This is a genomic window from Paraburkholderia sp. GAS82 (assembly GCF_050436285.1).
GTDB lineage: Bacteria > Pseudomonadota > Gammaproteobacteria > Burkholderiales > Burkholderiaceae > Paraburkholderia > Paraburkholderia phenazinium_B.
This window is the reverse complement of the sequence record NZ_JBNDLX010000006.1, coordinates 498,943-524,226: the sequence shown is the minus strand read 5'-3', so window position 1 is coordinate 524,226 and position 25,284 is coordinate 498,943. Positions and strand designations below refer to the sequence as shown.

General features: G+C 62.2%; 26 protein-coding genes. 14 read left to right on the top strand and 12 right to left on the bottom strand.

Annotation, left to right across the window (positions count from 1 at the left end; all coding sequences use genetic code 11):
* Nucleotides 1-123 precede the first annotated feature (123 nt).
* The 3 genes from P3T17_RS21565 to P3T17_RS21555 all read right to left on the bottom strand — a co-directional run bounded on the left by P3T17_RS21565 (nucleotide 124) and on the right by P3T17_RS21555 (nucleotide 2,399).
* Nucleotides 124-1,098 (bottom strand): quinone oxidoreductase family protein, encoded by a 975-nt coding sequence (locus tag P3T17_RS21565; RefSeq protein WP_429408817.1) that lies wholly within the window; start codon nucleotides 1,096-1,098, stop codon nucleotides 124-126.
* Between the two features lie 56 nt (nucleotides 1,099-1,154).
* A complete protein-coding gene (locus tag P3T17_RS21560) occupies nucleotides 1,155-1,544 on the bottom strand; it encodes a methylglyoxal synthase (RefSeq protein ID WP_074265343.1) in 390 nt (129 codons plus the stop codon).
* 75 nt (nucleotides 1,545-1,619) lie between these two features.
* Nucleotides 1,620-2,399 carry an SDR family oxidoreductase gene (locus tag P3T17_RS21555; RefSeq protein ID WP_074265344.1) on the bottom strand — a complete coding sequence of 260 codons (780 nt, stop codon included), beginning with the start codon at nucleotides 2,397-2,399 and terminating at the stop codon, nucleotides 1,620-1,622.
* Nucleotides 2,400-2,687: 288 nt separating this feature from the next.
* Between P3T17_RS21555 and upp the strand changes: the two genes are divergently transcribed.
* On the top strand, nucleotides 2,688-3,338 hold the full coding sequence (gene upp / locus P3T17_RS21550; RefSeq protein WP_074265345.1) for a uracil phosphoribosyltransferase: 651 nt from the start codon (nucleotides 2,688-2,690) through the stop codon (nucleotides 3,336-3,338).
* A 99-nt stretch (nucleotides 3,339-3,437) separates the two neighbouring features.
* Here the strand turns inward: upp and P3T17_RS21545 are convergent, their stop codons facing one another.
* Nucleotides 3,438-3,860, bottom strand: a complete 423-nt coding sequence (locus P3T17_RS21545; RefSeq protein WP_429408816.1) for a type II toxin-antitoxin system HicB family antitoxin — start codon at nucleotides 3,858-3,860, stop codon at nucleotides 3,438-3,440.
* A 69-nt stretch (nucleotides 3,861-3,929) separates the two neighbouring features.
* Nucleotides 3,930-4,205, bottom strand: a complete 276-nt coding sequence (locus P3T17_RS21540; protein WP_429408815.1) for a type II toxin-antitoxin system HicA family toxin — start codon at nucleotides 4,203-4,205, stop codon at nucleotides 3,930-3,932.
* Nucleotides 4,206-4,462: 257 nt separating this feature from the next.
* Here P3T17_RS21540 and P3T17_RS21535 point away from each other — a divergent pair, with 257 nt between their 5' ends.
* The 8 genes from P3T17_RS21535 to rng all read left to right on the top strand — a co-directional run bounded on the left by P3T17_RS21535 (nucleotide 4,463) and on the right by rng (nucleotide 11,875).
* The gene (locus P3T17_RS21535; protein ID WP_429286231.1) at nucleotides 4,463-5,188 is read left to right on the top strand and encodes a YebC/PmpR family DNA-binding transcriptional regulator; all 726 of its coding nucleotides are present in this window, start codon (nucleotides 4,463-4,465) and stop codon (nucleotides 5,186-5,188) included.
* Between the two features lie 279 nt (nucleotides 5,189-5,467).
* Nucleotides 5,468-6,745: a phosphoribosylamine--glycine ligase gene (gene purD / locus P3T17_RS21530; protein WP_429408814.1), complete on the top strand. Its 1,278-nt coding sequence runs from the start codon at nucleotides 5,468-5,470 to the stop codon at nucleotides 6,743-6,745.
* 58 nt (nucleotides 6,746-6,803) lie between these two features.
* The gene (hemF, locus tag P3T17_RS21525; protein ID WP_429408813.1) at nucleotides 6,804-7,727 is read left to right on the top strand and encodes an oxygen-dependent coproporphyrinogen oxidase; all 924 of its coding nucleotides are present in this window, start codon (nucleotides 6,804-6,806) and stop codon (nucleotides 7,725-7,727) included.
* A gap of 100 nt (nucleotides 7,728-7,827) precedes the next feature.
* A complete protein-coding gene (locus tag P3T17_RS21520; RefSeq protein WP_254368910.1) occupies nucleotides 7,828-8,535 on the top strand; it encodes a nicotinate-nucleotide adenylyltransferase in 708 nt (235 codons plus the stop codon).
* A 4-nt stretch (nucleotides 8,536-8,539) separates the two neighbouring features.
* Nucleotides 8,540-8,989, top strand: coding sequence for a ribosome silencing factor (gene rsfS / locus P3T17_RS21515; RefSeq protein ID WP_429408812.1), 450 nt, complete (start codon nucleotides 8,540-8,542; stop codon nucleotides 8,987-8,989).
* A 93-nt stretch (nucleotides 8,990-9,082) separates the two neighbouring features.
* A complete protein-coding gene (gene rlmH, locus P3T17_RS21510) occupies nucleotides 9,083-9,553 on the top strand; it encodes a 23S rRNA (pseudouridine(1915)-N(3))-methyltransferase RlmH (RefSeq protein ID WP_429286233.1) in 471 nt (156 codons plus the stop codon).
* A gap of 213 nt (nucleotides 9,554-9,766) precedes the next feature.
* A complete protein-coding gene (locus P3T17_RS21505) occupies nucleotides 9,767-10,396 on the top strand; it encodes a Maf family protein (RefSeq protein ID WP_429408811.1) in 630 nt (209 codons plus the stop codon).
* A gap of 9 nt (nucleotides 10,397-10,405) precedes the next feature.
* Nucleotides 10,406-11,875, top strand: a complete 1,470-nt coding sequence (gene rng / locus P3T17_RS21500) for a ribonuclease G (RefSeq protein WP_074265353.1) — start codon at nucleotides 10,406-10,408, stop codon at nucleotides 11,873-11,875.
* Nucleotides 11,876-11,907: 32 nt separating this feature from the next.
* On the opposite strand, the gene P3T17_RS21495 is transcribed toward rng, so the two are convergent.
* Complete coding sequence (locus tag P3T17_RS21495; protein ID WP_429408810.1) at nucleotides 11,908-13,716, bottom strand: chloride channel protein; 1,809 nt, start codon at nucleotides 13,714-13,716, stop codon at nucleotides 11,908-11,910.
* A 2-nt stretch (nucleotides 13,717-13,718) separates the two neighbouring features.
* Nucleotides 13,719-14,135: a MarR family winged helix-turn-helix transcriptional regulator gene (locus tag P3T17_RS21490; protein ID WP_074265355.1), complete on the bottom strand. Its 417-nt coding sequence runs from the start codon at nucleotides 14,133-14,135 to the stop codon at nucleotides 13,719-13,721.
* Nucleotides 14,136-14,456: 321 nt separating this feature from the next.
* Here P3T17_RS21490 and P3T17_RS21485 point away from each other — a divergent pair, with 321 nt between their 5' ends.
* On the top strand, nucleotides 14,457-15,191 hold the full coding sequence (locus tag P3T17_RS21485) for a response regulator (RefSeq protein WP_429408809.1): 735 nt from the start codon (nucleotides 14,457-14,459) through the stop codon (nucleotides 15,189-15,191).
* A 150-nt stretch (nucleotides 15,192-15,341) separates the two neighbouring features.
* Here P3T17_RS21485 and P3T17_RS21480 read toward each other — a convergent pair whose 3' ends face one another.
* Nucleotides 15,342-15,608 (bottom strand): hypothetical protein, encoded by a 267-nt coding sequence (locus tag P3T17_RS21480; protein WP_429408808.1) that lies wholly within the window; start codon nucleotides 15,606-15,608, stop codon nucleotides 15,342-15,344.
* A 259-nt stretch (nucleotides 15,609-15,867) separates the two neighbouring features.
* On the opposite strand from P3T17_RS21480, the gene P3T17_RS21475 reads away from it, so the two are divergent.
* The 3 genes from P3T17_RS21475 to P3T17_RS21465 all read left to right on the top strand — a co-directional run bounded on the left by P3T17_RS21475 (nucleotide 15,868) and on the right by P3T17_RS21465 (nucleotide 18,564).
* Nucleotides 15,868-16,401 (top strand): arsenate reductase ArsC, encoded by a 534-nt coding sequence (locus P3T17_RS21475; protein ID WP_429408807.1) that lies wholly within the window; start codon nucleotides 15,868-15,870, stop codon nucleotides 16,399-16,401.
* A gap of 175 nt (nucleotides 16,402-16,576) precedes the next feature.
* A complete protein-coding gene (locus P3T17_RS21470) occupies nucleotides 16,577-17,443 on the top strand; it encodes an AraC family transcriptional regulator (RefSeq protein ID WP_429408806.1) in 867 nt (288 codons plus the stop codon).
* 2 nt (nucleotides 17,444-17,445) lie between these two features.
* Nucleotides 17,446-18,564, top strand: a complete 1,119-nt coding sequence (locus tag P3T17_RS21465; protein WP_429408805.1) for an alpha/beta hydrolase family protein — start codon at nucleotides 17,446-17,448, stop codon at nucleotides 18,562-18,564.
* A 142-nt stretch (nucleotides 18,565-18,706) separates the two neighbouring features.
* On the opposite strand, the gene aspS is transcribed toward P3T17_RS21465, so the two are convergent.
* From aspS to P3T17_RS21445, 4 genes are all read right to left on the bottom strand, one after another.
* Complete coding sequence (aspS, locus tag P3T17_RS21460; protein WP_429408804.1) at nucleotides 18,707-19,978, bottom strand: aspartate--tRNA(Asn) ligase; 1,272 nt, start codon at nucleotides 19,976-19,978, stop codon at nucleotides 18,707-18,709.
* A gap of 290 nt (nucleotides 19,979-20,268) precedes the next feature.
* Nucleotides 20,269-21,039, bottom strand: a complete 771-nt coding sequence (locus tag P3T17_RS21455; RefSeq protein ID WP_429286242.1) for an ATP-binding cassette domain-containing protein — start codon at nucleotides 21,037-21,039, stop codon at nucleotides 20,269-20,271.
* A gap of 12 nt (nucleotides 21,040-21,051) precedes the next feature.
* Nucleotides 21,052-22,041, bottom strand: coding sequence for an ABC transporter permease (locus P3T17_RS21450; protein WP_429408803.1), 990 nt, complete (start codon nucleotides 22,039-22,041; stop codon nucleotides 21,052-21,054).
* The gene (locus tag P3T17_RS21445) at nucleotides 22,041-23,138 is read right to left on the bottom strand and encodes a sugar ABC transporter substrate-binding protein (protein ID WP_074265363.1); all 1,098 of its coding nucleotides are present in this window, start codon (nucleotides 23,136-23,138) and stop codon (nucleotides 22,041-22,043) included. Before P3T17_RS21445 ends, P3T17_RS21450 begins: the two co-directional genes overlap by 1 nt.
* 347 nt (nucleotides 23,139-23,485) lie before the next feature.
* Here P3T17_RS21445 and P3T17_RS21440 point away from each other — a divergent pair, with 347 nt between their 5' ends.
* Nucleotides 23,486-25,228, top strand: coding sequence for an IlvD/Edd family dehydratase (locus P3T17_RS21440; protein ID WP_429408802.1), 1,743 nt, complete (start codon nucleotides 23,486-23,488; stop codon nucleotides 25,226-25,228).
* The last annotated feature ends 56 nt before the right edge of the window (nucleotides 25,229-25,284 follow it).

Here is a 25,284-nt window from a genome sequence, read left to right as displayed (position 1 = left end):
TGGCTGGAACGGCCTGGCGCGCGTGGGGGCTGGCTTTTACGGGGGAGAGACCATGCTCGTGCGGAGCGTGGTGCGGCGCGGAATTTTTATGGCGCCGCTATTACACCTTGATGCGGACTGCGGCTACGGCAGCAGCACCGTCGAACCGGTGGTGCGGCGGCTTTCCAGTTCGGTGTGCGCCTTCCCGACTTCGGACAGTGGATAGCGCTGGTTGATGCTGGTCTTGACCTTGCCCGACACCAATACGTCGAACAGCTCCGCCGACATCGCCTCGTAATCGCTCCGCTTACCGATGTACGTAAACAGGGTCGGCCGGGTGAAGAAGAGCGACCCGCGTCCGGCGAACTCGGAGGAATCGATCGGCGGCAGCGGACCCGACGCATTGCCGAAGCTCACGAACAGGCCGAGTGGTGCGAGGCAGTCGAGCGAGGCGGTAAACGTGTCCTTGCCGATCGAGTCGTAGACAACCGGCACGCCCGCGCCGTTGGTGATCTCGCGCACGCGCTTGGTGAAATTCTCGCGCGTGTAGACGATGGGGTGGTCGCAGCCATGCGCTTTAGCGATCTCCGCCTTTTCGTCCGAGCCGACCGTGCCGATCACCGTCGCGCCCAGCGCCTTTGCCCATTGGCACGCCAGCAGGCCGACGCCGCCAGCAGCCGCCTGGATCAGGATCGTGTCGCCTGCCTTAACCGGATAGGTCCGCCGCAACAGATACTGCGCGGTCAAGCCCTGCAGCATCACCGAGGCGGCCTGCTCGTAGCTCAGCGCATCCGGCAGCTTGACGACCTGAACCGCGGGCAACACGCGCTCCTGGGCATAGGCGCCCGGCGGGCGCGCCACATACGCGACCCGGTCGCCGGTCTTCAGACCCATCACGCCGGCGCCCACCGCCGTGATCTCGCCGGCCGCTTCCATGCCGAGACCGCCCGGCAGCGGCAAGGGGTACAAACCGGTACGGAAATAGACGTCGATATAGTTCAGGCCGACCGCATGCTGCCTGATGCGGATCTCGCCATTACCCGGTTCCCCTACCTCGACATCGACCCACTTCATCACCTCGGGGCCGCCTGTCTTATCGAAACGAATTGCCTTGACCATGATGTTTCCTGTCGACGTACAAGTTATCTGCGATGAGTGAATTCGAGGTGCGAATCTCAGACCTTCTCCGCGAGCCGCAAGGTCAGGACGTCAAGAATCATCCGCGCCGTCGAAATGTTGGTCGCGCACGGCACGTTGTGGACGTCACAGGCGCGCACTAGCGCGTTGATATCCGGTTCGTGAGGCTGCGGCGTCATCGGATCGCGCAGGAAGATCACCATATCGACGCGACCTTCGGCGAGTTGCGCACCGATCTGCAGATCGCCGCCGTGCGGGCCGGATAGCATTCGCTCGACGTTCAGCCCATGCGTGTCCGCGATTCGCGAGCCGGTCGTGCCCGTTGCAACAATGTCGCAACGTCGTAGCGTGTCGACGTATTCGCCGGCAAGCTGGACGATGGCGTCCTTTTTGTGGTCGTGCGCAATCAGCGCGATGCGGGTCGTCATGAGGGACTCAATCTCCAGATCCAGATGTGTTGTTGTGGTTGTGATTTCGGGGTGTGGCGCTGAAACAGCGACCGCTCAGAAGGTGCCCGGATAGGCGCCGCCATCCAGCAGCCAGTTCTGCCCGGTGATGTAGCCGGCATGCACGCTGCACAGAAACGCGCAGGCGCGGCCGAATTCATCGCGATTGCCGAAACGGCCCGCCGGAATCGACGCCATGCGCTGCTTGCGTGTTTCTTCCACGGACAGGTGTTGTGCCTTCGCCTGAGCGTTGATGGTCGTGGCAATGCGGTCGGTGTCGAACAGTCCCGGCAGGAGGTTGTTGACCGTCACGCCGTCGCGCGCCACCTTGCGCGCGAGGCCGGCGACGAAACCGGTCAGACCTGAGCGGGCGCCGTTCGAGAGACCCAGCACGTCGATCGGCGCCTTCACCGCCGAACTCGTGATGTTGACGATCCGGCCGAAGCCGCGCGCGATCATCGGATCGATGGTGGCGCGGATCAGTTCGATCGGCGTCAGCATGTTCGATTCAAGCGCGCGGATCCAGTCGTCGTGCGTAAAGTTACGGAAGTCGCCGGGCGGCGGCCCACCTGCGTTGTTCACGAGGATGTCCGGCTCCGGACAGGCGGCGAGCGCAGCCGCGTGCCCTTCCGGCGTGGTGATGTCGCACGCCACGGTCTTGACCTTGACGCCGGTTTTGGCGCGGATTTCGGCGGCGGTGGCCTCGAGCGTCTCCGCCGTGCGGGCGACGATCACCAGATTCACGCCCTCGGCGGCCAGCGCTTCCGCGCAGCCGCGGCCGAGCCCCTTGCTTGCCGCGCAAACCAGCGCGGTGCGTCCTGCGATTCCCATGTCCATCTGTCCATCCTCCTCTATCTCTTCCTGATCCTATGACGGCGCGGCGGAGCCTCAGAAAGGGCAACGCCACGACTGCCGCTTGCGCCCGAGCGGACGGTTTCCCCCGATTCTAGAAGAAACGGTGCCTGATAGAAGAAACGGTGCCTGACTGCCGGTGGCCCCCGCAATCTCCGGTATCTTCGGGCAGCAGTTTCGGTAAACTTGCAGCGCGTGGCGAGCCCGCCTGCCGGTTCTGCCGGTCAAACGGGCCGCCGACCGATTCCTCTTGCCGCCGCTAGCGCTCCCGCCATGACACAGGACAGCCGTTTCCCCAATCTTTTTATCCTCGATCACCCGCTGATCCAGCACAAGCTGTCGCATATGCGCGACCGGGACACCTCGACGCGCACCTTCCGCGAGTTGCTGCGCGAGATCACGCTGCTGATGGGCTATGAGATCACCCGCAACCTGCCCATGACCACGCGCCGCGTTACCACCCCGCTGCTCGAGATCGATGCACCGGTGATCGCCGGCAAGAAACTGGCGATCGTGCCGGTGCTGCGGGCCGGCGTCGGCATGTCCGACGGGCTGCTTGAGCTGATTCCGTCGGCCCGCGTCGGCCATATCGGCGTGTACCGGGCGGACGACCACCGGCCGGTCGAGTATCTGGTGCGGCTGCCGGATCTGGAAGACCGGATTTTCATCCTGTGCGATCCGATGGTGGCGACCGGCTACTCGGCGGTGCATGCCGTGGATGTGCTCAAGCGCCGTGGCGTGCCGGGCGAAAACATCATGTTCCTCGCGTTGGTGGCCGCGCCGGAAGGCGTGCAGGTGTTCCAGGACGCGCACGCGGACGTGAAACTTTACGTCGCGTCGCTCGATTCGCATCTGAACGAACACGCGTATATCGTGCCGGGGCTGGGCGATGCGGGTGACCGGCTGTTTGGGACGAAGAACTGAAGAAGGCATGCCAGCGGTGCGACGTGTCGTGAACTGACGACGATGTCGCGCCGCCAGCGCAAGCGCTCCCGGCGTGACGCGCCGACCGATAGCACCACGTCAAGCGGGCACGATCGACAGTTCAAGCCGTTTGCCGAGTGCAGCCAGGGCCGACGCGATGGTGTCGATCTTGGTTACGTGACCGAGGTCGATTACGCGCTGGACGTCCTGCGGACGCGTATGCAGGCGCCGTGCAAGCTCCGCGGGCGACACCTTTTGCTCGACCATTTCGTTCAGCAGCAACACCTTGGCCGCGAGGCTGGCGGGCAACTCGATCAACTCCTCGCCGCGCCGTGCCCTAGACGGCAGCGGGACCGCCCGTTTGTCTTCAAAGTAAAAATCCATCGCCGTGGCCAGGGCATCAGCCGCCATTTCACGCGCTTCTTCGAGCGTCGCGCCAGACGTCAACGCCTCGGGAATATCGCGAAACGACACGGTAAATCCGGCCTCGTCTGCTTCGATGCGGGCGGGATAGCGAAACATAGATAACTCTCCGTGGTCCCTTTGCGGGAAAAGCTCGGGTGGTGAGGAAGCCCCGGGCGGGGCTTGCCTTCATTTGCAGTTCAACTGTCTGAGAATTGCTCTTCGAAGCGGCTCCGATATCTCGTGAGACGGATGCCTCGGCAGCGTGGTCTGCCGACCGTTCAGATACACCTTCAAATGCTTACTGCCTTGCTCGAAAGTCGCTCCCTGGTCAGCGAGCCAACGTTTGAACTCGCTTTGCTTCACCGTACCCCCGTGTCCGTGAACACCCTGCAAATATAAACATAAATGTTTATATTTGCAAGCGAAAGCCACGTCCACCCCTCTGCCGCGCCCCCGCGGCATGATAAAATTCGCATCCGCTCATCAAGCGGCTCAACTTGCACAATCGCCCGGCGCATCGCGCCTTTGCGGGGTCCGCGGGACCCAGTTCAGACCGGTCCGGTCCGATTGCCGGGCGCTTCAGGTTCAAGATGAAATGGGTCGGACATCGCGGTCCGGCAGCGCGGTTTGACATCGAGGCGCGCCTTCCCAAGCGCCCGACATCGCAACGACAATTGCACTATGCGTGCGCCCCGCAGGCGCGCGCGACGGAGAAAGGTATGGCGGGTCATTCGAAATGGGCCAACATCAAGCATAAAAAAGCAGCGACCGATGCCAAGCGCGGCAAGATCTGGACGCGGCTCATCAAGGAAATTCAAGTCGCTGCCCGCATGGGCGGAGGCGAAATCGACACGAACCCGCGTCTGCGGCTCGCCGTCGAAAAGGCGTATGACGCCAACATGCCGAAAGACAACGTCAATCGCGCCATCCAGCGTGGCGTTGGCGGCGTCGACGGCGCAAGCTACGAAGAAATCCGCTACGAAGGCTACGGCATCGGCGGCGCGGCAGTGATCGTCGACACCATGACGGACAACCGCATCCGCACCGTCGCGGAAGTGCGTCACGCGTTCTCCAAGAACGGCGGCAACATGGGCACGGACGGCTCGGTGGCGTTCATGTTCGATCACGTCGGCCAGTTCCTGTTCGCGCCGGGCACGCCCGAAGACAAGCTGATGGAAGCAGCCCTCGAAGCCGGCGCCGACGACGTGGTGACGAACGAGGACGGCAGTATCGAAGTGCTGTGCCCGCCGAACGATTTCCCGAAGGTGAAGACTGCGCTCGAAGCCGCCGGCTTCAAGGCGGAACTGGCTGAGGTGACGATGAAACCTCAGACGGAAGTGGAGTTCACCGGCGACGACGCGGTGAAGATGCAAAAGCTGCTCGACGCACTCGAAAATCTGGACGACGTGCAGGAAGTCTATACAAACGCGGCCATCGCCGACTAATAAGCGCCGCGCGGGCGCGCCATGCGTGGCGCCCGCAGGCTGTCGCGGTGCGTAGCACGCGTCTTGCATGAAGTCCTTTGCCGGTGCTGTCGGTCGCTGTGTCCCGCTGTCTGCCGTCTTTGCTTTGCCGACGTTTTTTGCAAACCAGCTGCACGTCAGGCGTCTTTTTGTGCCGGCGTCACAGGTTAGCCGTTCGCCTTGTGCGAACCTTGTGGATATTCACGGCCGGCGCCGCCAATGCGCCGGTCGTTCATGGTTTTTAAGTCTTCGGGGAATCACATGAAGTTACTCGTCGTCGGGTCCGGCGGTCGCGAACATGCGCTCGCATGGAAGCTCGCGCAATCGCCGCGAGTCCAGCTCGTCTACGTGGCACCTGGCAACGGCGGCACCGCCCAGGACGAGCGTCTGCGCAACGTCGACATCACCGAGCCGGCTGCGCTCGCCGATTTTGTCGAGAAGGAACAGATCGCCTTCACGCTGGTGGGGCCGGAAGGGCCGCTCGCAGCGGGCATCGTCAATCTGTTCCGCTCGCGCGGCCTGAAGATTTTCGGGCCCACGAAGGAAGCTGCGCAGCTCGAAAGCTCGAAAGACTTCGCCAAGGCGTTCATGAAGCGTCATGCGATCCCGACGGCCGAATACGAAACCTTCGCAGATGTCGCTGCCGCCCACGCCTACCTCGACACCAAGGGTGCGCCGATCGTCATCAAGGCCGACGGCCTCGCCGCCGGCAAGGGCGTGGTGGTCGCGCTGACGCTCGATGAAGCGCACGCCGCGGTCGACATGATGCTGTCGGACAACAAGCTTGGCGATGCCGGCGCACGCGTCGTGATCGAAGAATTCCTCGCTGGCGAAGAGGCGAGTTTCATCGTGATGGTGGACGGCAAGCATGTGTTGCCGCTTGCCTCGAGCCAGGACCACAAGCGGCTGCTCGACGGCGATCAGGGCCCGAATACGGGCGGCATGGGCGCCTATTCGCCCGCGCCGATCGTCACGCCGCAACTGCATGCCCGCGTGATGCGCGAAATCATTCTGCCGACCGTACAGGGCATGGAGAAGGAAGGCATCCGCTTCACCGGTTTCCTGTATGCGGGCCTGATGATCGACGCCCACGGCAACCCGAAGACGCTCGAATTCAACTGCCGCATGGGCGACCCCGAAACGCAGCCGATCATGGCGCGTCTGAAGGGCGACTACTCGAAGGTGGTGGAGCAGGCGATTGCCGGCACGCTCGACACGGTCGAGCTGGAATGGGATCGCCGCACCGCGCTCGGCGTGGTGTTGGCTGCGCACAACTATCCGGACAGCCCGCGCAAGGGCGACCGGATCAGCGATATTCCGGCCGAGACCGACGATTCGGTAACGTTCCACGCCGGCACCACGCTGGCCGACGGCAAGCTGACCACCTCGGGCGGCCGGGTGCTGTGCGTGGTGGGGCTGGCGGATTCGGTGCGCAGCGCGCAATCTGTGGCCTACGAGACGATCAACCAGATTTCGTTCGACGGCATGCAATATCGTCACGACATCGGCTATCGTGCGCTGAACCGCAAACATAGCTGACCACACCGCAACCCGACGAACCCGCGGCGCCCTGCGCGCCGCCCCAGCACCTGCATTCATGACGGATTCGAACTACGACGTACAGGCTGTACGTAGCTGGCTGCAAGGCCTGCAGACGCACATCGCCGAGACGCTCGGCGCGTTCGACGGCACCCCGTTCGCCACCGATGCCTGGCAGCGCGCCCCCGGCGAGAAGCTGCGCGGGGGCGGCATCACGCGGATTCTGGAAGGCGGCCAGTTCTTCGAGCGCGCCGGAATCGGCTTCTCGGACGTCGCCGGCGACGCACTGCCGGGCTCGGCGAGCGCCGCCCGTCCACAGCTCGCCGGACGCGGTTTCGAAGCAATGGGCGTGTCGCTCGTGCTGCACCCGCACAATCCCTACTGCCCGACCGTGCATATGAACGTGCGCCTGCTGATCGCCACCAAGGCAGGCGAAGCACCGGTGTTCTGGTTCGGCGGCGGCATGGATCTGACGCCGTACTATGGCTTCGAGGAAGACGCACGGCATTTCCATGGCGTCTGCCGCGACGCGCTGCAGCCTTATGGCGCCGAGCTGTATCCGCGCTTCAAGCGCTGGTGCGACGAGTATTTCTTCCTCAAGCACCGTAACGAAGCGCGTGGCATCGGTGGGATTTTCTTCGACGATTTCTCGGAGCCGGGCTTCGAGCAATCGTTCGCGATGCTGAAAAGCGTGGGTGACGGGTTCCTCAAAGCGTACCTGCCGATCATCGAAAAGCGCCGCAACATTCCGTACGGCGAGGCCGAGCGCGAATTCCAGGCATACCGGCGTGGCCGCTATGTTGAGTTCAACCTGGTCTTCGACCGTGGCACACTGTTTGGGCTACAGAGCGGCGGACGCACCGAGTCGATCCTGATGTCGATGCCGCCTGTGGTGAACTGGCGCTACAACTGGCAGCCGGAGCCCGGCACGCCCGAAGCACGCCTTTACAGCGATTTCCTCGTGCCGCGCGAGTGGGTCTGAAGAGCGCTGAACGCATCGATGCGCACCAAGGGCCACTGAAGGCCTGGGCTACCCGCCGGCCTCGCCGCCCGCTGGCGCCGTCACGACAAAGGATTCTCACCTGAACGCGAACGCTCACCCTGTTGCCCTGCCCCGCCGGATCGGCCTGCTGGGCGGCACCTTCGACCCGATTCACGACGGCCATCTGGCGCTTGCGCGCCGCTTCGCCGAGGTGCTGCAGCTCACCGAGCTGGTGTTGCTGCCAGCCGGCCAGCCCTGGCAGAAGCCGGACGTCTCGCCGGCCGCCGACCGCCTGGCGATGACCCGAGCCGCAGCCGGCTCGCTGGAGCTGCCGGGCGTAAAGGTGAGCGTCGCCACCGACGAGATCGAACACGACGGCCCCACCTACACGGTGGAGACGCTGCAACGCTGGCGCGAGAAGGAAGGTTCGCAGGCATCGCTGTCGCTGCTGATCGGCGCCGACCAGCTCGTGCGGCTCGATACCTGGCGCGAGTGGCACCGTTTGTTCGAGTTCGCGCATATCTGCGCGTCGACCCGCCCCGGCTTCGAGCTCGCCTCGATCCCGCCGCCGGTCACCGCCGAAATCGCCGCACGCCAGGCTGACGCCAGCGTGCTGCAAGCAACACCCAGTGGTCATCTGCTGATCGATACCACGCTGGCCTTCGACGTTTCGGCCACCGATATCCGCGCGCATCTGCGCGAACGTCTAGCTCAGCATGCCGGCGGCCAGCAACAGAACGAGGCCGCGAGCCATGTCCCCACCGCGGTGTGGGACTATATTCTTCAACACCATCTGTACCACCGGTAACCCCATGGATATTCGCAAACTACAACGCACGATCGTCGACGCCCTTGAAGACGTGAAAGCGCAAGACATCAAGGTGTTCAACACCAGCCATCTGACCGGACTGTTCGACCGCGTGATCGTCGCCTCCGGCACCTCGAACCGTCAGACCAAGGCGCTCGCCTCCAGCGTGCGTGAAAAGGTCAAGGAAAACGGCGGTGAAATCATCAGCACGGAAGGTGAAGACGTGGGCGAATGGGTGCTGGTCGATTGCGGCGACGCGGTCGTGCACATCCTGCAACCGGCGCTGCGCCAGTACTACAACCTCGAAGAAATCTGGGGCGACAAGCCCGTGCGCATCAAGCTGACGAGCGCGAGCCCGTTCGGCGGCGCCAGCGCCAGCGAGCCGCTCGATGAAGACGAAGAGGACGAACCGGCCGCCAAGCCGGCTCGCAAGACGCCGGCGCGCCGTCGATAAGTACGTGGGTGAGCACGCGAGCGGTTTGCTGTACGTAACGTTGACCGTCCGTCAGCGATTACATCCGCGAGTGCGTCCGCAATCACATCCGTAATGAAACTACACATCCTCGCCGTCGGCCACAAGATGCCGGACTGGATCGCCACCGGCTTCGACGAGTACGCGAAGCGCATGCCGCCCGAGCTGCGTATCGAGTTGCGCGAGATCAAGCCCGAACAGCGATCGTCGGGGCGTCCCGCCGAGAGCGTGATGGCGGCGGAGCGGTTGAAGATCGAAGCCGCGTTGCCGAAGAACGCGCGCATTGTCGCGCTCGACGAACGCGGCAAGGACTGGACCACCATGCAGCTCGCCGCCGCGCTGCCCGGCTGGCAGCAGGATGGACGCGACGTGGCGTTCCTGATCGGCGGTGCCGATGGACTCGACCCCGATCTCAAGGCGCGCGCCGACATGCTGTTGCGCGTCTCCAGCCTGACGCTGCCGCACGCCATGGTGCGTGTGCTGCTTGCCGAACAGCTTTACCGCGCGTGGACCATCACGCAAAATCACCCCTATCACCGCGTGTGAGCGGCTGAGGTAAGCGCCTACGGCTGTCCGGACATTCCGGCGCACCTTTTGGTTAGTCGCTTGCGTCTTGCGTATATACCACCTGCGCGCCGCGGTCATACGCGCTTTTCCGAATGTGCCTTTGATGTGCCCGGTGAATGCGCGCCGTTCGCGTATGCCGTACGCTGTTCACGCGCGACCTCAAAACCAACCCATGCCCAACTGAGACCCTTTATGGCAACGCCCGCTGCTGCACTCCATCCGTTTGTCTATCTTGCCTCCCAAAGTCCGCGCCGCCAGGAGCTGCTGCAACAGCTAGGCGTGCGCTACGAGCTGCTGCTGCCCCGCCCCGACGAAGACGCCGAAGCGCTCGAAGCCGAGTTGCCCGGCGAGCTTGCACACGACTACGTAGTGCGCGTGTGCCAGGCGAAAGCGCAGGCGGCACGTGCGCGCCTGGTCGCGGGTGCTCATGTGTCTGCGCCGATCCTCGTTGCGGACACAACCGTCACGATCGATGACGCGATTCTCGGCAAGCCCACCAATGCCGACGACGCGCTCGCCATGCTCACGCGCCTCGCCGGACGCGAACACGAGGTGCTGACGGCGCTGGCCGTCGTCGATGCGAACGGGGCGCTGCTGCCGGCTGCGTTGTCGGTATCGCGCGTGCGTTTTGCTGCAGTGCAGGCGGGCGCCCTGCAACACTATGTGGACAGCGGCGAGCCGTTCGGCAAGGCAGGAGCGTACGGCGTACAGGGGCGCGCCGCGGAGTTTATCGAACGTATCGAAGGGTCCTATTCAGGTATCATGGGTTTGCCTCTTTTTGAAACCGCTGCACTCCTGCGTGCGGCGCGCATCGACTTCTAGAACAACACCATGAATGAAGAAATCCTGATCAATGTCACGCCGCAGGAAACGCGCGTCGCGCTGGTCCAGCAAGGCGCCGTCCAGGAACTTCACGTCGAACGCACACTGTCGCGCGGACGCGTCGGCAACGTCTATCTCGGCAAGGTCGTTCGCGTGTTGCCGGGCATGCAATCCGCTTTTATCGATATAGGCCTCGAGCGCGCAGCGTTCCTGCACGTGGCGGACATCTGGCATCCGCGCCTCGCGGGCGAACCTCAGCATCAGGCGCCGCATCAGCCGATCGAAAAGATCGTCTTCGAAGGTCAGACCTTGATGGTCCAGGTCGTCAAAGATCCGATTGGCACCAAGGGCGCGCGGCTGTCCACGCAGGTCAGTATCGCGGGGCGCACACTCGTTTATCTGCCGCAGGAACCGCATATCGGGATTTCGCAGAAGATCGAAAGCGAAGCAGAACGCGAAGCGATTCGCGCCCGGCTGACTGCCGTGTTGCCCGCTGACGAGAAAGGCGGCTACATCGTGCGCACGATCGCCGAGGACTCCACCAGCGAGGAACTGGCCAGCGACGTGGCATATCTGCGCAAGACGTGGACGACGATTCTCTCGCAGGGGCAGCGCATGCCGCCGACGAGCCTGCTGTATCAGGATCTGAATCTGGCTCAACGCGTGCTGCGCGATTTTGTAAACGACGAGACCTCGCGTATTCAGGTCGATTCGCGCGAGACGTTCCAGATGCTGTCCGATTTCGCGGCGGAATTTACGCCCGCGGTGTCATCGAAGCTGCATCATTACGCGGGCGAACGGCCGCTCTACGATCTCTACAACATCGAGACCGAAATTCAGCGGGCATTGTCGCGGCGCGTGGATCTGAAGTCGGGCGGGTATCTCGTCATCGATCAGACTGAAGCAATGACGACCATCGACGTGAACACCGGTGGCTACGTCGGCGCGCGTAACTTCGACGATACGATTTTCAAAACCAACCTCGAAGCTGCGCATACGATTGCGCGGCAATTGCGCCTGCGCAATCTGGGCGGCGTGATCATCATCGACTTCATCGACATGGAGAACGTCGAGCATCGCGACCAGGTGTTGGGTGAACTGAAGAAGGCGCTGTCGCGCGACCGCACGCGGGTGACGGTCAACGGGTTTTCGCAGCTTGGGCTCGTGGAGATGACGCGTAAGCGGACTCGCGAGTCGCTGGCGCATGTGCTTTGCGAACCGTGTCCGGTGTGTCAAGGTAAGGGGCAGGTCAAGACCGCACGGACTGTTTGCTACGACGTGCTGCGCGAGATTCTGCGTGAGTCGCGGCAGTTCAATCCGCGTGAGTTTCGCGTGGTGGCTTCGCAGCAGGTGATTGATCTATTCCTCGAGGAGGAGTCGCAACATTTGGCGATGCTGATCGATTTCATCGGCAAGCCGGTGTCGTTGCAGGTGGAGTCGAATTTAAGCCAGGAGCAGTACGACATTGTGCTGATGTAGTTCAAAGCAGGTCATATTCCAGAAGTTTCAATTCATCCCGTCCGCCGCACTGGCGGAAAACGCTTCGCACTGCGGTTAAACATCACGCGGCGGAACCGCTCTCTCTTGTGTTCGTCTTCGAAATGCGCGAGAGACGGCTTGATCAGATCGCTTCGCGAGACGATCCCGACCAGACGGAGCGTCTGCCTGTCGGCAACTACGGGCAAACGTTCGAGACCATGGACTGCGAGCCGCGTCGCGACCAGCCTGCAGGTTTCATCGGGCAACGCAACAATCGGCGCGTTTGCGCTCAACAGATCGGCAAGGCGCGCATCGGACGCCTGGGCGGCCCCTGCGGTCCCCTTGTCACGAAACCGCTCTAGCGCCGCGCGATCTACCATGCCGGTCACTACACCGTCCTTGAGCGCCGGATAGGCTCGATGCGTTTGCGTGGTGCCGAAGAATGTCATCAGCGCCTCGCTCACCGACAGGTTGGCGTCGATCGTCTCGACGGACCGGGACATCACCTCGTCGACGTAGTGGCGCTCGAGCGGATCGACACCATACTCCCGGTAGATGTGGTATCCGCGGCGAGCGATCTTCTCCGTCATGATGGAGCGCCGCATGACCACGGTCGCAAAGCCGTGTGCCACGAGCGTAGCGGCCAGGAGCGGCAACAACGCGTTGCTATCGTGCGTCAGGCCAAACGCAAACACGATTGCCGTGAGCGGCGCACCAAGCGTTGCACCGAGCGTCGCTGCCATGCAAACGAGCGGCCACAGCGCTGGTTCGCCGCCTGGCAGCACGTGGCCAAGCACGGTGCCAAGTCCTGCACCCAACATGAGCAGCGGAGCGAGCACCCCGCCCGACGTGCCGGAGCCCAGCGCAACCACCCAGATAATGGCCTTCACAACCAGAATGGCGATAGCGACCTGCAGCACGACATGCTGATGCAGCAGGTCTCCGATCACGTCGTAGCCCACGCCAAGCGCGCGAGGTTCGAGAAATCCGCCGATCCCCACCACAAGGCCGCCGAGCGCGGGCCACCACATCCAGTGAACAGGCAGCTTGCCGAACAGGTCTTCGGTCTTGTACAAAGCCGCGGACAGGCCGGAGGCTAGCGCCCCGCTCAACAGGCCGGCAATCACGCACGACACGAGCGAGAGCGCGCCAGGAGGCGCCGTTTCGAGGGGAAACAGCGGGCCTGTGCCGAAGAATGCCGCACGCGCAAAGCCCGCGACTGCGCACGCCAGTGCAACCGGCAAGAAGCTGCGCGGCCGCCATTCGAACAACAGCAGTTCAACCGCCAGCAGCACGGCGGCCACGGGCGTCCCGAAGACTGCGGTCATACCGGCTGCCGCACCGGCCACCAGCAGCGTTTTGCGTTCCGCCGACGTCACCTTCACGCACTGCGCGATCAGCGAACCGAGTGCACCACCTGTCATGATGATCGGGCCTTCGGCACCAAACGGGCCGCCGCTGCCGATCACGATGCCGGACGACAGCGGCTTGAGAATCGCGACTTTCGGTGACATGCGGCTCTTGCCGAACAGGATGGCTTCGATTGCTTCCGGAATACCGTGGCCGCGGATTTTCTCTGAACCGTAGCGCGCCATGAGACCCACAATCAGGCCACCCACCACCGGTATCACGATCACCCAGCCACCGAGCGTGTTCAGTGCCGGCGATCGATCCGCGAAAGAGAACGCACCGAAGAAAAACAGATTCGTGAACAGGTGAATCAGGCTCAGCAGCACAAACGCCGCGAGCGTACTGAGCGCGCCAATCGCTGCCGCTAGCAAGGAAATTCCAGGAAGCCGCGCGTTGGACGAGAAGTCGCGCTTATGCGTATCGTGGTTCATGGTTACTCAACGTCGATCTGGGGAACCTTGAAGGCACCCTTGAGGGATTTCAATTCGGCACGATGCATTTCCGCCAGACGGGAAAGCACCTGCTCGCCCGCTTTCAGCAGATGAACCTCGACCTGGCGGCGATCGGTGTCGCTGATCTTGCGCCGGACGAGATCAAGCGCCTCGCAACGGGACACGAGGGCGACCACGCCGTGGTGCTGCGACTGGAGCCGCTCCGCGAGTTCGCCGATGGTCGCCCAGTCGCGCTCCGGATAGCCCTTGATATGCAGCAGCAACAGGTACTGCAAAGGGGTAATGCCTTCGCCCTGCGCGGCCTGCTCGGAAAATCGCTCGAAGCGGCGCATCTGGTAGCGGAACTCGGACAGTTGCTCGAAGTTCGTCTTGGTCAAACCGCGCGCGAGTGTTTTCATCGGAGTCCCGAAGGAAAATGCAAAAACCAAATTATATCACTTTGTGATACTTAGGCCGGCAATCGGATCCGCCTCCGTAATCATCCCGGTGAGTCGCTCCTCGACAATGCCCAGCAAGGCACCGAGGCACGATCTCAGGCGCTCCGACCGGGAAGAAAGCTTCTTGTCAGAAAGTGCCGCCTCCTTCGCGATAATCCCCGCCCGTGCGCTGCGCAAAAAAAATCTCCTCGCAGCGACGGATTCCACGCTCCCAGCCGTTTAAGCATCAAAGGCACTCCTGCAAGTCGACGCGCCAGCCCACTCCGTACGAGCTCAAACGCCATGACCATTCGAATTCTTCTCGTTGATGACGATCCAGAACTGCGCACCCTGCTATGCGACTACCTGGGACGCCAGGGCATCGAAATCTCGACGCTGCACGACGCGGGTGCGCTGCAACACTGGCTCGAAAGAGACCGGCCGGACGTGATCGTCCTCGACGTGCTGATGCCGGGCGTGGATGGGCTAACCGCGCTGGGGCGCCTGCGCGCCTCAGGCGACGATATCCCCGTGATCCTGCTGACCGGACGCTCCGATGACATCGACCGGATCGTCGGACTTGAAATGGGCGCGGACGACTACATCGGCAAGCCGTTTAACCCGCGTGAACTGATCGCACGCGTAGAGGCCATCTTGCGGCGGCGTCGCGTGGCGTTGTCACCCACTGCGCTGGAACACCGCGAACCATTCCGCTTTGGGCGCTTCACGCTCGATTTCGAGTCCCGCACCCTGAAAGCCGCAGACCGCTCGCAGATCCTGTCGGCCACCGAATTCGCCATGCTCAAGGTTTTCATCAATCATGCAATGCGCACGCTCACCCGGGAGCGCCTGATCGACCTGCTGTACGGTCCCGAAGACGAACATACCGATCGCGGCGTCGACGTGCAGGTCTGGCGTCTGCGGCAGATTCTCGAAACCAATCCGTCCTCGCCACGCCTGATTCAAACTGTCCGTGGTCGCGGCTACGTGTTCGTTCCCGACGGTGAGCAACATGTGCCGCAACGGGAATACGCGTAGGGTCAAGAGCGTCGTAGCCGTAGTCGTAGGTAGCCGTAGTCCTCCGGATGCTAAACCTTAGTAACCCTTAGGATCGACGCAGTACGACCTCGCCCGTTTTGCTCTTCTCCGCCAGACAACACCCAGAAGCCAGCCAGACCCGCCAGCCGCTCAATGAAGCCGCCCGCCCGACGGATTGCGCTGCGGCACGCCGCGATAGTGATTTTCGAAAGCCTCGTGCATGCGCCTGAGCAGCACGAGATACGGTTTGCCCTGCTCCGTGCAAACGAGTCGCGCGGCAATGGAATTCGCTTCATCCCATAGCCGTTCGAATTTTTCTCGTGCTACGGTAATGGGTAACCTCGAGGCCATGAGGTCCGTGAAATCGTTTTCGATCGCCTCCGGCGGGCGAGCCGGTTTTGCCGGGATGTCAGGCATGGGATGGTTCACCGAACACGTTTTAAGTGCTTTCCGAGCGTTAGCGGGCTGCTGCCCGCGCCCGGAGAAGCGGCTCGAATGAACCACGAGAGCGGAACAGCAGAAAAAATAGCAAAAACAGCAAATCCGGGATGACAGTTGCGATGCAGCGCCAGTCGGAGCGAGCCTGCCTTAGCAGTCATTGTAGTGTCACATAAGTGCAAGACTCGATTGGCAGAATCCCGGTCACAATGAAAATACAGGCAACGGGGCAAAGAGGGTGACCAGAAAATATAAGGTGCTGTTTCTCTGTCGTGAGAACTCAGCACGCAGCATCATTGCAGAGGCTCTGCTGCGCGAGCTGGCGGGCCATCGGTTCGAGGTATTCAGCGCGGGATCCGATCCCGCTGCACGGGTTCATGCGCTGGCGATTGCGCAACTGCGCCCGGGTATCTCCGAGCTCGGCCTGCTCAATCCCAAGAGCTGGCTCGAATTCACCGGCGAATGGGCGCCGCACATGGATCTGATCGTCGCGCTGGACGAGCGGGTCGCCGAATACCATGCGCCGGTGTTTCCGGGCAAACCCCTATTTGTCAGCTGGGAGTTTGCGGATCCTCTGGCGGAAGGGATGACGCCGACGGAGCGCGCCCGGTCGTTCGAAAAGGTCTTCTGGCAGATCGTGCGGCGCGTGACGCTGTTCATGGAGTTGCCCCGGTACGCATTGTCCGACGCTCCGTCCGCGCTGCCCGAGGCGCCCACCGGCATGGTGGACGAAGGGGTCGCGCGCGAGCCGGACATCGTCTGTCCTGGCTGAAGCAACCGGACGCTCAACTGCACACTCCGGTTGCGCGCCGCACAAAGCCTATCGTTTCAGCCACTTGCGCCGCTTGCCCGCGAATTGTCCACAGCCTTATGAACGGTTTGTGTGGACAAAATTCAGCAAGCTCTGCACCGCCATCAGGCAGCGGACGGACTATGCTACGGCCATCATGAAGCCCAGCACCGAACGCGATTACCACCGGCGGATCGCCCGCGTCATCGAGGCGATCCTGGCAGACCCAGGCGCGCCCCACAACGTGGAGAGCCTCGCCGCACTCGCGCATCTGTCGCCGTACCACTTCCACCGGATCTACCGTGCCCTGACCGGCGAAAGCATCGTCGAGACCGTTCAGCGGGTGCGGCTCGCGCGGGCGGCCCACCGCCTGACCGTGGCAGACGATTCGGTGACCACCGTCGCTGGGGCCGTGGGCTACGACAGCCCGCAAGCGTTCGCGAGAGCTTTCCGCGGCTTCACAGGTGTCAGCCCCAGCGCATTCCAGACGCGCCAGCGACGCCTGACTGTATCGCCGGCAGACGACGATGCGTCTGCGACGCATGCCGACGTAACGTTCTACGAGCTCGTCGAACTCGTAGAACTCGCGCCGCTCGATCTGCTTTGTCTGCGGCACGAGGGTCCCGCCACCACCATCAGCCAGACCTTCAGGACGCTATGGCAAATGCTGGGCTGCAGCGCCGACTGGGCGTTGGCTCAAGGCACGATCGGCATGAGTACCGGTGACCCCGAGGAGGATGGCGATTTCCGCTACCTCGCCGGCGTCGTTCCGGCTGCGGCAATGGAGGCGAGCAGCCGGGTCGAAGCCGTGCGGATCGAAGGCGGTCTGTATGCGGCCCACCGGCTCGTGGGTCCTTATGCGCTGATCGCACCGACCTTTCGGGCACTGTTCGGCGGCTGGCTGCCACGCAGCGGCTACGAACCCGACGACCGGCCCGCTCTCGAGTTCTATCGCAGCCGGCCCTCGCCCGACAGGCAGCACGAATACGTCACCGACCTCATGATCCCCATCCGCAAGGAGTGACCATGCTTCGCCTGCTTCTCTGCGCCCTTAAGTTCGTTGTACTCGTCGCTGCATGCGAAAGCGCCGCCGCTCTCGCCGCGGATAGCGGCAACGCTGTGCCCTATCACGTCGGCGCCGCCGTGCGTGTCTTTCACCCTGACGTCGCGCGCAACTGGCGTGGTGCGCACACCGAAGCGCTCGTGACAAGAATCTGGTATCCGGTCGACCCTGCCATCCCTGAAACGCCTCATGCGATGGGTGATTCACCCTTCCAGGCGCACCCTTTTGCGAGCGGCGCGCCGCTGTCGCCGGCTCACGCCCGATACCCGCTTCTGGTGTTGTCGCACGGCACTGGCGGGACCGCCGAAACGCTCGACTGGCTCGCCTCCGCGCTTGCCGCAAACGGCTATATCGTGGCTGGCGTCAATCATCCGGGCAATAACGCACTTGAACCGGTGACCCTGGATGGCTTTCTGCTGTGGTGGGAGCGAGCCACCGACCTGAGCGAAGTGCTCGACGGCATGCTCGACGATCCGGTACTGGGTGCCCGTATCGACACGACCCGCATCGGCGCGGTGGGCTTTTCGCTCGGCGGCTATACCGTGCTCGAACTGGCCGGCGCACGAACGGACCTCAAACGATTCCAGGACTTCTGCGCGTCGCCCGCTGCCGACGCCATCTGCCATCCGCCCGAAATGAAGCGTCTTCCTGACGGCCCGGTGAAACCGGCGAGCTTCTCGCCCGCGACAACTGCGTCCATGGCACGCTCCGGCGACTCCTATCGCGACGCTCGCATCAAGGCGGTGTTTGCGATCGCTCCCGCCCTGGGCGAGGCTTTCGGCACGGACGCCTTCGCAGGCGTCGACATCCCCATCTCGCTGACGGCGGGCACCAATGATCCAATCGCCCCGATTGCGACCAACATTCAGCGTATCGCCAGCCTCATGCCAAATGCGAAAGTCAGCATGGTGCCGGGTGCCTTGCATAACACCTTCCTGGATACCTGCATACCGGCGCTGGCTGATCAGGCCGCTGCAATCTGCAACGACGGGCCGGGGGTAGACCGTGACGCCGTCCATGCACAGACAGTCGAACGGGCGCTTGCGTTTTTCAAGGATGCCTTGCCCGCCAACGCGCAATGACGTGGAACGACTCCGCCAAGGCGTCGTCCGCGCCGTTCGTACAGCCTCTGCGATCCGTTTTATGCGCGGCCGCGCAACATCATCAATCCATTCGCATAACGAAGCATATATCCGAACGGGGAACCTATGCTCCGCACTGCTGTTACGGCACGAGCCGTTCCGGATCTCGCGGCACAAACGCCGCTTCCTTCACGTTCGACAACCCCAGCAATCTGGCGATCACCCGGTCGACGCCCAGGCCAAAGCCACCGTGCGGCGGACAACCGTAGCGAAAGTTGTCGAGATAATGCGTGATGGAAGCCAGTTCGACACCCTTCTCAGTAGCCTGCTCACATAAGACCTCGTACCGATGCTCGCGCACCGCTCCGGTCGTAATCTCAATCCCTTTGAAAATCAGATCAAAGCTCTTCGTGGTGTTTTGCTCGCGGTCCCACGCATGATAGAAAGGGCGCCTGGCGATCGGATAGTCGCTCACGAAGATGAGGTCGCTACCCAGCAGCTTGTGCAGCATGCTCTCGCCTTCATCCGGCAGGTCTTGCGCGGGACCGAGACTCATACCGTGGGCCGAGAGGATCTCCTTGGCTTCGCTCAGCGTGAGATACCTGACGCTCGGCGCAAGCGGCAAGTCGACGCCGAACAGCGCTTTGACGTCTTCAGCAAACGGTTCGAGTTTCGCAAACGCATAACTCAGCATCTGCTCCTCGAACGCCATGACCTGAGCTGTTTCGAAAGCCCACGCGAATTCGACATCGAGGCCGGTGAACTCGGTCATATGGCGGCTGCTGCGGCTCTCCTCCGCGCGGAACACGGGGCCGATCTCGAAGACGCCTTCGAGACCCGACGCAATCCCCATCTGCTTATAGAACTGCGGCGATTGAGCGAGAAACGCCTGCGTCTCGAAGTAGCCAACACGAAACACCTGGGCACCGCTCTCGCTGGCGTTGCCCATCAGCTTCGGCGTGTGCAGCTCGGTAAAGCCGCGGCTCAGGGCGAACTCGCGGCACGCGAATTCGAACGCGCTGCGCAAGCGCAGCATCAGTTGCCACTTCGGCGCCTTCAGGTCCACCACACGATAGTTGAAGCGCAGATCGACACTGCTCGCCTCGGTAACCGGATAAGGCTGCGCCTTGGAAAAAATCTCCACGGACTGCACCTGAATTTCCACGCCGTAAGTCTTGCTCTGCGCGGCAGCCACGATCCGTCCCGTCGTGGCGAAAGTCGAACCCACCAACAACTGCCCCACTTGCGGATGCTCCGCGACAGACGACTTGTCGACGACAAGCTGAATCTTCCCGGTCACATCATGAGCAAGCAGGAACTGCAGGGTTTTCTGGTCCCTCAGCACATCCAGCGTGAGATACAGCGTGACGACTTCACCCACATGGTGCTTCAGGTCTTCAACTAAGGTCCTCATGGTCTTCTGCCTTGATGAAAAGCGCGCGGAAATAAAAAAAGGCACTCAGTTTCGTGAGTGCCTTTGGCTTGACGGTGCTTATTTTTCAACAGACAAATAATCTCCTGTCACTCAAAGGCGACAAATTATTATTCAGGCTGAGACGGCTAAAACGGCACATGGTCTGGAGAAAAATAGTCAACGTGGCGGATCGAATGTCGGCTTGCCTGCGCCAGATTCACGTGCGAAAAACAGGCCGACCGCAGCTAAGGTAACAAAGTTTTTGCAAAAGCGCAAAGCGGCCACGCGGATCACTGCTCGGCCGCACGCATGGCCCGGTACTCCCGCCGCACGATATCCATCAACTCTGCGACCGAGGTGCTGGCCGCTTCCTTCTCGTACGTGACGCGGCCACGCTGCATCAGCATGACGCGGTCTGCGATATCGAGCGTCTGCGCGTAGTTGTGCATGATCATCACGATCGAGAGGCCGCCCTTCTCCTTCAGGCGCAACACGAGATCGATGATCAGGCCGGCCTCGCGCGCGCCCATTGCGGCGAGCGGCTCGTCGAGCAGGAGGATCTTCGCATTGGAGTTCACAGCGCGCGCCACGGCAATCGCCTGCCGCTGTCCGCCGGAAAGCTGCTCGACCGGCAAGTCGACGGAAGGGATCCGCACGCCGATCTCCTCGAGACATTCCGCCGCGCGATTACGCATCGCGCGGTTGTTCAACAGGCGGAATGGACCGGGATAGATGATCTCGCGGTTCAGGAACATGTTGTGGTAGATGCTCAGCGAATTCGCCAGCGCCAGATCCTGATAGACGCATTCGATGCCGAGCGCGCGCGCATGATCCACCGAGCGCAGCAACGTTTCCTCGCCGCCAATAAACAGCTTGCCGGTGGTCTGCTGATGAAAGCCGGTGAGTATCTTGATTAGCGTCGATTTGCCCGCGCCGTTGTCGCCGAGCACGCCGAGAATTTCTCCCTGCTTGAGCGTCAGCGACACACCATCGAGCGCGGTAACCGCACCGAAGCGTTTGACGATCTCTTCGCCGCGCAGCGCATACGCCACTTCGGACATCACGACTCTCCCTTACTTACGCGCGAGACGCACGACGTGGATGTTGAAGATCATCGCGCCGAGAATCGCAGCGCCGAGAATCATGTTGAAGGTGAAGGCGTTGATGCCGATCAGCGTGAAGCCGTCGTTCAGAATGCCCAGCACCGCTGCGCCGATCAGGCCGCCGATGATCGTACCCGACCCACCCGCGAGCGGCGTTCCGCCGATCACCGCTGCAGCCACCGCGAGGAACATGATCTGGTTGCCGCCGGCCTGCGGATCGATCGAGGTGATGCGAAAGCCTTCGAGAATCCCGGTAAAGCCGGCCAGCACCGCCGCGATAATGAAGTTGCCGAGTTTCAGCCGCTTCACGTTGATACCCGCTTCGCTCGAACCTAATGGATTCGCTCCGGACGCAATCGTATGCAAGCCCCAGCGCGTGTTGCGCAAAAGTACATGCATGATCATCGCGATCCCAACAGTCCAGATGATCTCGCTGTACCCCCAGGCGCCCATGAAGGAGGCGAAACTTTCGCCTTCAGGTGTAGACACCGGCGTGCCGCGCGAGATGGTCAGCGTGAGACCGTTGATGAAGAACAGCGTGCCAAGCGTCGTCACGAACGAGGGAATGCGCAGATAGACCGTGACGGCCCCGTTGATAAGCCCTACCACCCCGGCGGCCGCCACGCCCACGATCAACGCGATCCACGTCGGCGCCCCGGCCTCGTGCACAAAGTGCATGATGAACGGCGCAAAGGCGAACACCATGCCGGCAGAGAGATCGATCTCGCCGCCAATCATCAACATGATTTCGCCGCACGCGATAATCGCCACCGGCGCGATGAACTGCGACAGGTTCTCGAGGCTCGCGCTGGTCAGCAGAAAGTCGTGATTCGCGATCTCGAAGTAGGCGGCCAGAATCAGCGCGACCGCCAGAATGCGAATCTCGCTGGAACGTCCGATCGCGCCAGGCCAGCGCCTGGCGCGACCACTGGATTTCGTCGCGTCTGTCACAGATGACATTACGACTTGATCCCACCGCTATGCGGCACGATTTGCGGCTTGGTGCTCTTGCCTTCGTAACGCGTTTCGGTGTTCAGGTACGGATCGACCGTGCCCTTGGTGACGAACTTCAGGCCGGAGTTGACATTGGCCGGTCCGACGAGGCCACCCGAGGCGAGGAACGTAAACGCTTCCACCACGGTATAAAAGCCTTGCACGTAGGGCTGCTGATCAATCGTGAAGTCGAGGAAGCCGTCGTGAATCAGCTGCACCGTGCGCGGCAAAAGATCGAAGCCACCGCCATGCACACCCTTGGCCGGCAGGTTCGATTCCTTCATCACCTCGGCCACACCTTGCGTGCTGCCCGCGTCGACCGCGAACATGCCCTTCACATCCTGGTGTCCAAGATAGAACGACTTGATCTTCGAGAGTTCTTCGTTGACCGTAGCGCCCGTTGCAATCGTCTGCACATCGATCTTCTTGCCGGACTTCTTGATCGCGTCCGACGCACCGTCCAGCCGGGGCTGGATGTTCAGCTGCCCTGGTGTGGCGATAAAGAGTGCGACAGTGCCGCTGTCGACCAGGCTGGCGATGCGCTCGCCCATCTGATAACCCGACAGGTACAGGTCCTGGCCAATGTACGCGAGGCGTGGATTGGTGCTGCCGCGTGGCGCATCCGCGTTGTAGGCGAACACCGGAATGCCGGCATCCAGCGCTTTCTGGATCGGACCATCGAACGCCTTCGGATCGACGATCGGCACCGCGATAGCATCGGCCTTGGCGGCAATCGCTGCGTTCATCGCATTGACCATCTCGCCGACGTCGGCGTTGGCGGAACCTGTCCACTGGTAATCCATTCCCAACAATCCACAGGCGTCCTCAATACCGTACTGGGTCGGCACGAAGAACGGATTGGTTGTGACGTGATTAACGAAGACAATCTTCCACTTCTTGTGCGAAGGGAACGGCGACCCTTCAGCTGCGAATGCCGGCGTCGATACACCGCCAAGCATTGCCATCGCTGCGGCCAGCCCCGCGCCTTGCAGCAAACCACGTCGCGTGGTCTGTATTACTTCGTCCCGTGCTTCACCCTTCTGGTCTTCCCGCTCCTCGGCCATATCAGTCTCCCGTCTCTCAGTTGTTCAACACGCACTGTTCATGACGACGCCGGCCGGGAAAGCGCCTTTGCCGGGCACTACCACGTACAACGAAACCCGCTTGCTCAAGCGCACAAGGTTCCGCATCAAGGTCCACGGAAAATGCTATATCACGTGCCTGCACCCCATAATCGATGTATACCCTTAACTAGTCGGACTATTCCCCGGCATGCGCTGTACTAAACAATGGCCGGCACTTCGTGCTCGCCTTAAACCCAAAGTTTGCGCATCCTGAACGCCAGGTAGACACCGATACTCCATGCGGCGGGAATAGTATTACTATCATCAAAGACTACGGAGACAGCCCCATGACGGAAGCCAAACGCACGCTACGTTCAGCCCAATGGTTCGGCACAGCCGACAAGAACGGCTTCATGTACCGCAGCTGGATGAAAAACCAGGGGATTCCCGATCACGAGTTTCAAGGCAAACCGATCATCGGCATCTGCAATACGTGGTCCGAACTGACGCCGTGCAACGCACACTTCCGCAAGCTTGCAGAACATGTGAAGCGTGGGGTGTTCGAAGCGGGCGGCTTCCCCGTCGAGTTTCCGGTCTTCTCGAACGGCGAGTCGAACCTGCGGCCCACTGCCATGTTTACGCGCAACCTCGCGAGCATGGACGTGGAAGAGTCGATTCGCGGCAATCCGATCGATGCGGTGGTTTTGCTGGTCGGCTGCGACAAGACCACCCCCGCGCTTCTGATGGGCGCCTCGAGTTGCGATGTGCCCGCCATTGCGGTAACCGGTGGGCCGATGCTCAACGGTAAACACCACGGGCGCGATATCGGCTCCGGCACCGTTGTGTGGCAACTGAGCGAGCAGGTCAAGGCGGGCAAGATCTCTCTGCATGAATTCATGTCTGCGGAAGCCGGCATGTCACGCTCGGCGGGCACCTGCAATACGATGGGCACGGCATCGACGATGGCGTGCATGGCCGAAGCGCTTGGTGTGACGTTACCGCACAACGCTGCGATTCCTGCGGTGGATGCACGCCGCTACGTGCTCGCTCATATGTCGGGCATGCGTATCGTGGAGATGGCCCTTGAAGACCTGCGTCTGTCGAAACTGCTAACGCGTGAAGCGTTTGAGAACGCGATTCGAGTGAACGCGGCGATCGGCGGCTCGACCAATGCGGCGATCCATCTGAAGGCGATTGCCGGGCGTATCGGTGTGAACCTCGAACTCGACGACTGGACCCGCATGGGCCGCGGCACGCCGACGCTCGTCGATCTGCAGCCATCGGGTCGCTTCCTGATGGAGGAGTTCTATTACGCAGGCGGTCTGCCCGCGGTCATACGGCGCCTCGGCGAGGCGAACCTGTTGCCGCATCCCACCGCGCTGACCGCCAACGGCAAGACCTTGTGGGACAACTGCAAGGACGCGCCGCTCTATAACGACGAAGTGATCCGTCCTCTGGACAGACCTCTCGTCGCCGACGGCGGACTCTGCGTGCTACGCGGCAATCTCGCGCCGAACGGCGCGGTGCTGAAGCCGTCCGCCGCTACGCCGGCCCTGCTCAAGCACCGCGGCCGCGCCGTTGTGTTCGAAAATTTCGAAGACTACAAGGCACGCATCGGCGACCCCGACCTCGACGTGACCGCAGACTCCGTGCTCGTGATGAAGAATTGCGGGCCGAAGGGTTATCCGGGCATGGCTGAAGTGGGCAACATGGGCTTGCCGCCAAAGCTGCTCGCGCAAGGCGTCACGGACATGGTGCGCCTGTCCGATGCCCGCATGAGCGGGACGGCCTACGGCACGGTGGTGTTGCACGTGGCGCCCGAGGCGCGCGCCGGCGGTCCACTCGCCGTGGTGCGAGACGGCGACTGGATCGAAATGGACTGTCACGGCGGCCGTCTACACCTGGATGTGAGCGACGCAGAACTGGCGACGCGCCTCGACGAATGGAAGCGGGCCAAACAACCGGTCTCCGCCGATGCAAGTGGCTACCGGAACCTGTACGTCGAACACGTATTGCAGGCGGACCAGGGATGCGACTTCGACTTCCTGGTGGGATGCCGGGGTGCGGAGGTGCCGCGGCATTCGCATTGAGCATGCACGCGGGTGGACGCGAAGGTGCGCTGATGCGCGCGGTGCCAGGAGCGGCC

What these genes read in the sequence shown, in the direction of transcription:
- P3T17_RS21565 (WP_429408817.1), bottom strand. Translation starts at nt 1,098, where the DNA reads ATGGTCAAGGCAATTCGTTTCGATAAGACAGGCGGCCCCGAGGTGATG.
- P3T17_RS21560 (WP_074265343.1), bottom strand. Translation starts at nt 1,544, where the DNA reads ATGACGACCCGCATCGCGCTGATTGCGCACGACCACAAAAAGGACGCC.
- P3T17_RS21555 (WP_074265344.1), bottom strand. Translation starts at nt 2,399, where the DNA reads ATGGACATGGGAATCGCAGGACGCACCGCGCTGGTTTGCGCGGCAAGC.
- upp (WP_074265345.1), top strand. Translation starts at nt 2,688, where the DNA reads ATGACACAGGACAGCCGTTTCCCCAATCTTTTTATCCTCGATCACCCG.
- P3T17_RS21545 (WP_429408816.1), bottom strand. Translation starts at nt 3,860, where the DNA reads ATGTTTCGCTATCCCGCCCGCATCGAAGCAGACGAGGCCGGATTTACC.
- P3T17_RS21540 (WP_429408815.1), bottom strand. Translation starts at nt 4,205, where the DNA reads ATGCCGCGGGGGCGCGGCAGAGGGGTGGACGTGGCTTTCGCTTGCAAA.
- P3T17_RS21535 (WP_429286231.1), top strand. Translation starts at nt 4,463, where the DNA reads ATGGCGGGTCATTCGAAATGGGCCAACATCAAGCATAAAAAAGCAGCG.
- purD (WP_429408814.1), top strand. Translation starts at nt 5,468, where the DNA reads ATGAAGTTACTCGTCGTCGGGTCCGGCGGTCGCGAACATGCGCTCGCA.
- hemF (WP_429408813.1), top strand. Translation starts at nt 6,804, where the DNA reads ATGACGGATTCGAACTACGACGTACAGGCTGTACGTAGCTGGCTGCAA.
- rsfS (WP_429408812.1), top strand. Translation starts at nt 8,540, where the DNA reads ATGGATATTCGCAAACTACAACGCACGATCGTCGACGCCCTTGAAGAC.
- rlmH (WP_429286233.1), top strand. Translation starts at nt 9,083, where the DNA reads ATGAAACTACACATCCTCGCCGTCGGCCACAAGATGCCGGACTGGATC.
- P3T17_RS21505 (WP_429408811.1), top strand. Translation starts at nt 9,767, where the DNA reads ATGGCAACGCCCGCTGCTGCACTCCATCCGTTTGTCTATCTTGCCTCC.
- rng (WP_074265353.1), top strand. Translation starts at nt 10,406, where the DNA reads ATGAATGAAGAAATCCTGATCAATGTCACGCCGCAGGAAACGCGCGTC.
- P3T17_RS21495 (WP_429408810.1), bottom strand. Translation starts at nt 13,716, where the DNA reads ATGAACCACGATACGCATAAGCGCGACTTCTCGTCCAACGCGCGGCTT.
- P3T17_RS21490 (WP_074265355.1), bottom strand. Translation starts at nt 14,135, where the DNA reads ATGAAAACACTCGCGCGCGGTTTGACCAAGACGAACTTCGAGCAACTG.
- P3T17_RS21485 (WP_429408809.1), top strand. Translation starts at nt 14,457, where the DNA reads ATGACCATTCGAATTCTTCTCGTTGATGACGATCCAGAACTGCGCACC.
- P3T17_RS21480 (WP_429408808.1), bottom strand. Translation starts at nt 15,608, where the DNA reads ATGCCTGACATCCCGGCAAAACCGGCTCGCCCGCCGGAGGCGATCGAA.
- P3T17_RS21470 (WP_429408806.1), top strand. Translation starts at nt 16,577, where the DNA reads ATGAAGCCCAGCACCGAACGCGATTACCACCGGCGGATCGCCCGCGTC.
- P3T17_RS21465 (WP_429408805.1), top strand. Translation starts at nt 17,446, where the DNA reads ATGCTTCGCCTGCTTCTCTGCGCCCTTAAGTTCGTTGTACTCGTCGCT.
- aspS (WP_429408804.1), bottom strand. Translation starts at nt 19,978, where the DNA reads ATGAGGACCTTAGTTGAAGACCTGAAGCACCATGTGGGTGAAGTCGTC.
- P3T17_RS21455 (WP_429286242.1), bottom strand. Translation starts at nt 21,039, where the DNA reads ATGTCCGAAGTGGCGTATGCGCTGCGCGGCGAAGAGATCGTCAAACGC.
- P3T17_RS21450 (WP_429408803.1), bottom strand. Translation starts at nt 22,041, where the DNA reads ATGTCATCTGTGACAGACGCGACGAAATCCAGTGGTCGCGCCAGGCGC.
- P3T17_RS21445 (WP_074265363.1), bottom strand. Translation starts at nt 23,138, where the DNA reads ATGGCCGAGGAGCGGGAAGACCAGAAGGGTGAAGCACGGGACGAAGTA.
- P3T17_RS21440 (WP_429408802.1), top strand. Translation starts at nt 23,486, where the DNA reads ATGACGGAAGCCAAACGCACGCTACGTTCAGCCCAATGGTTCGGCACA.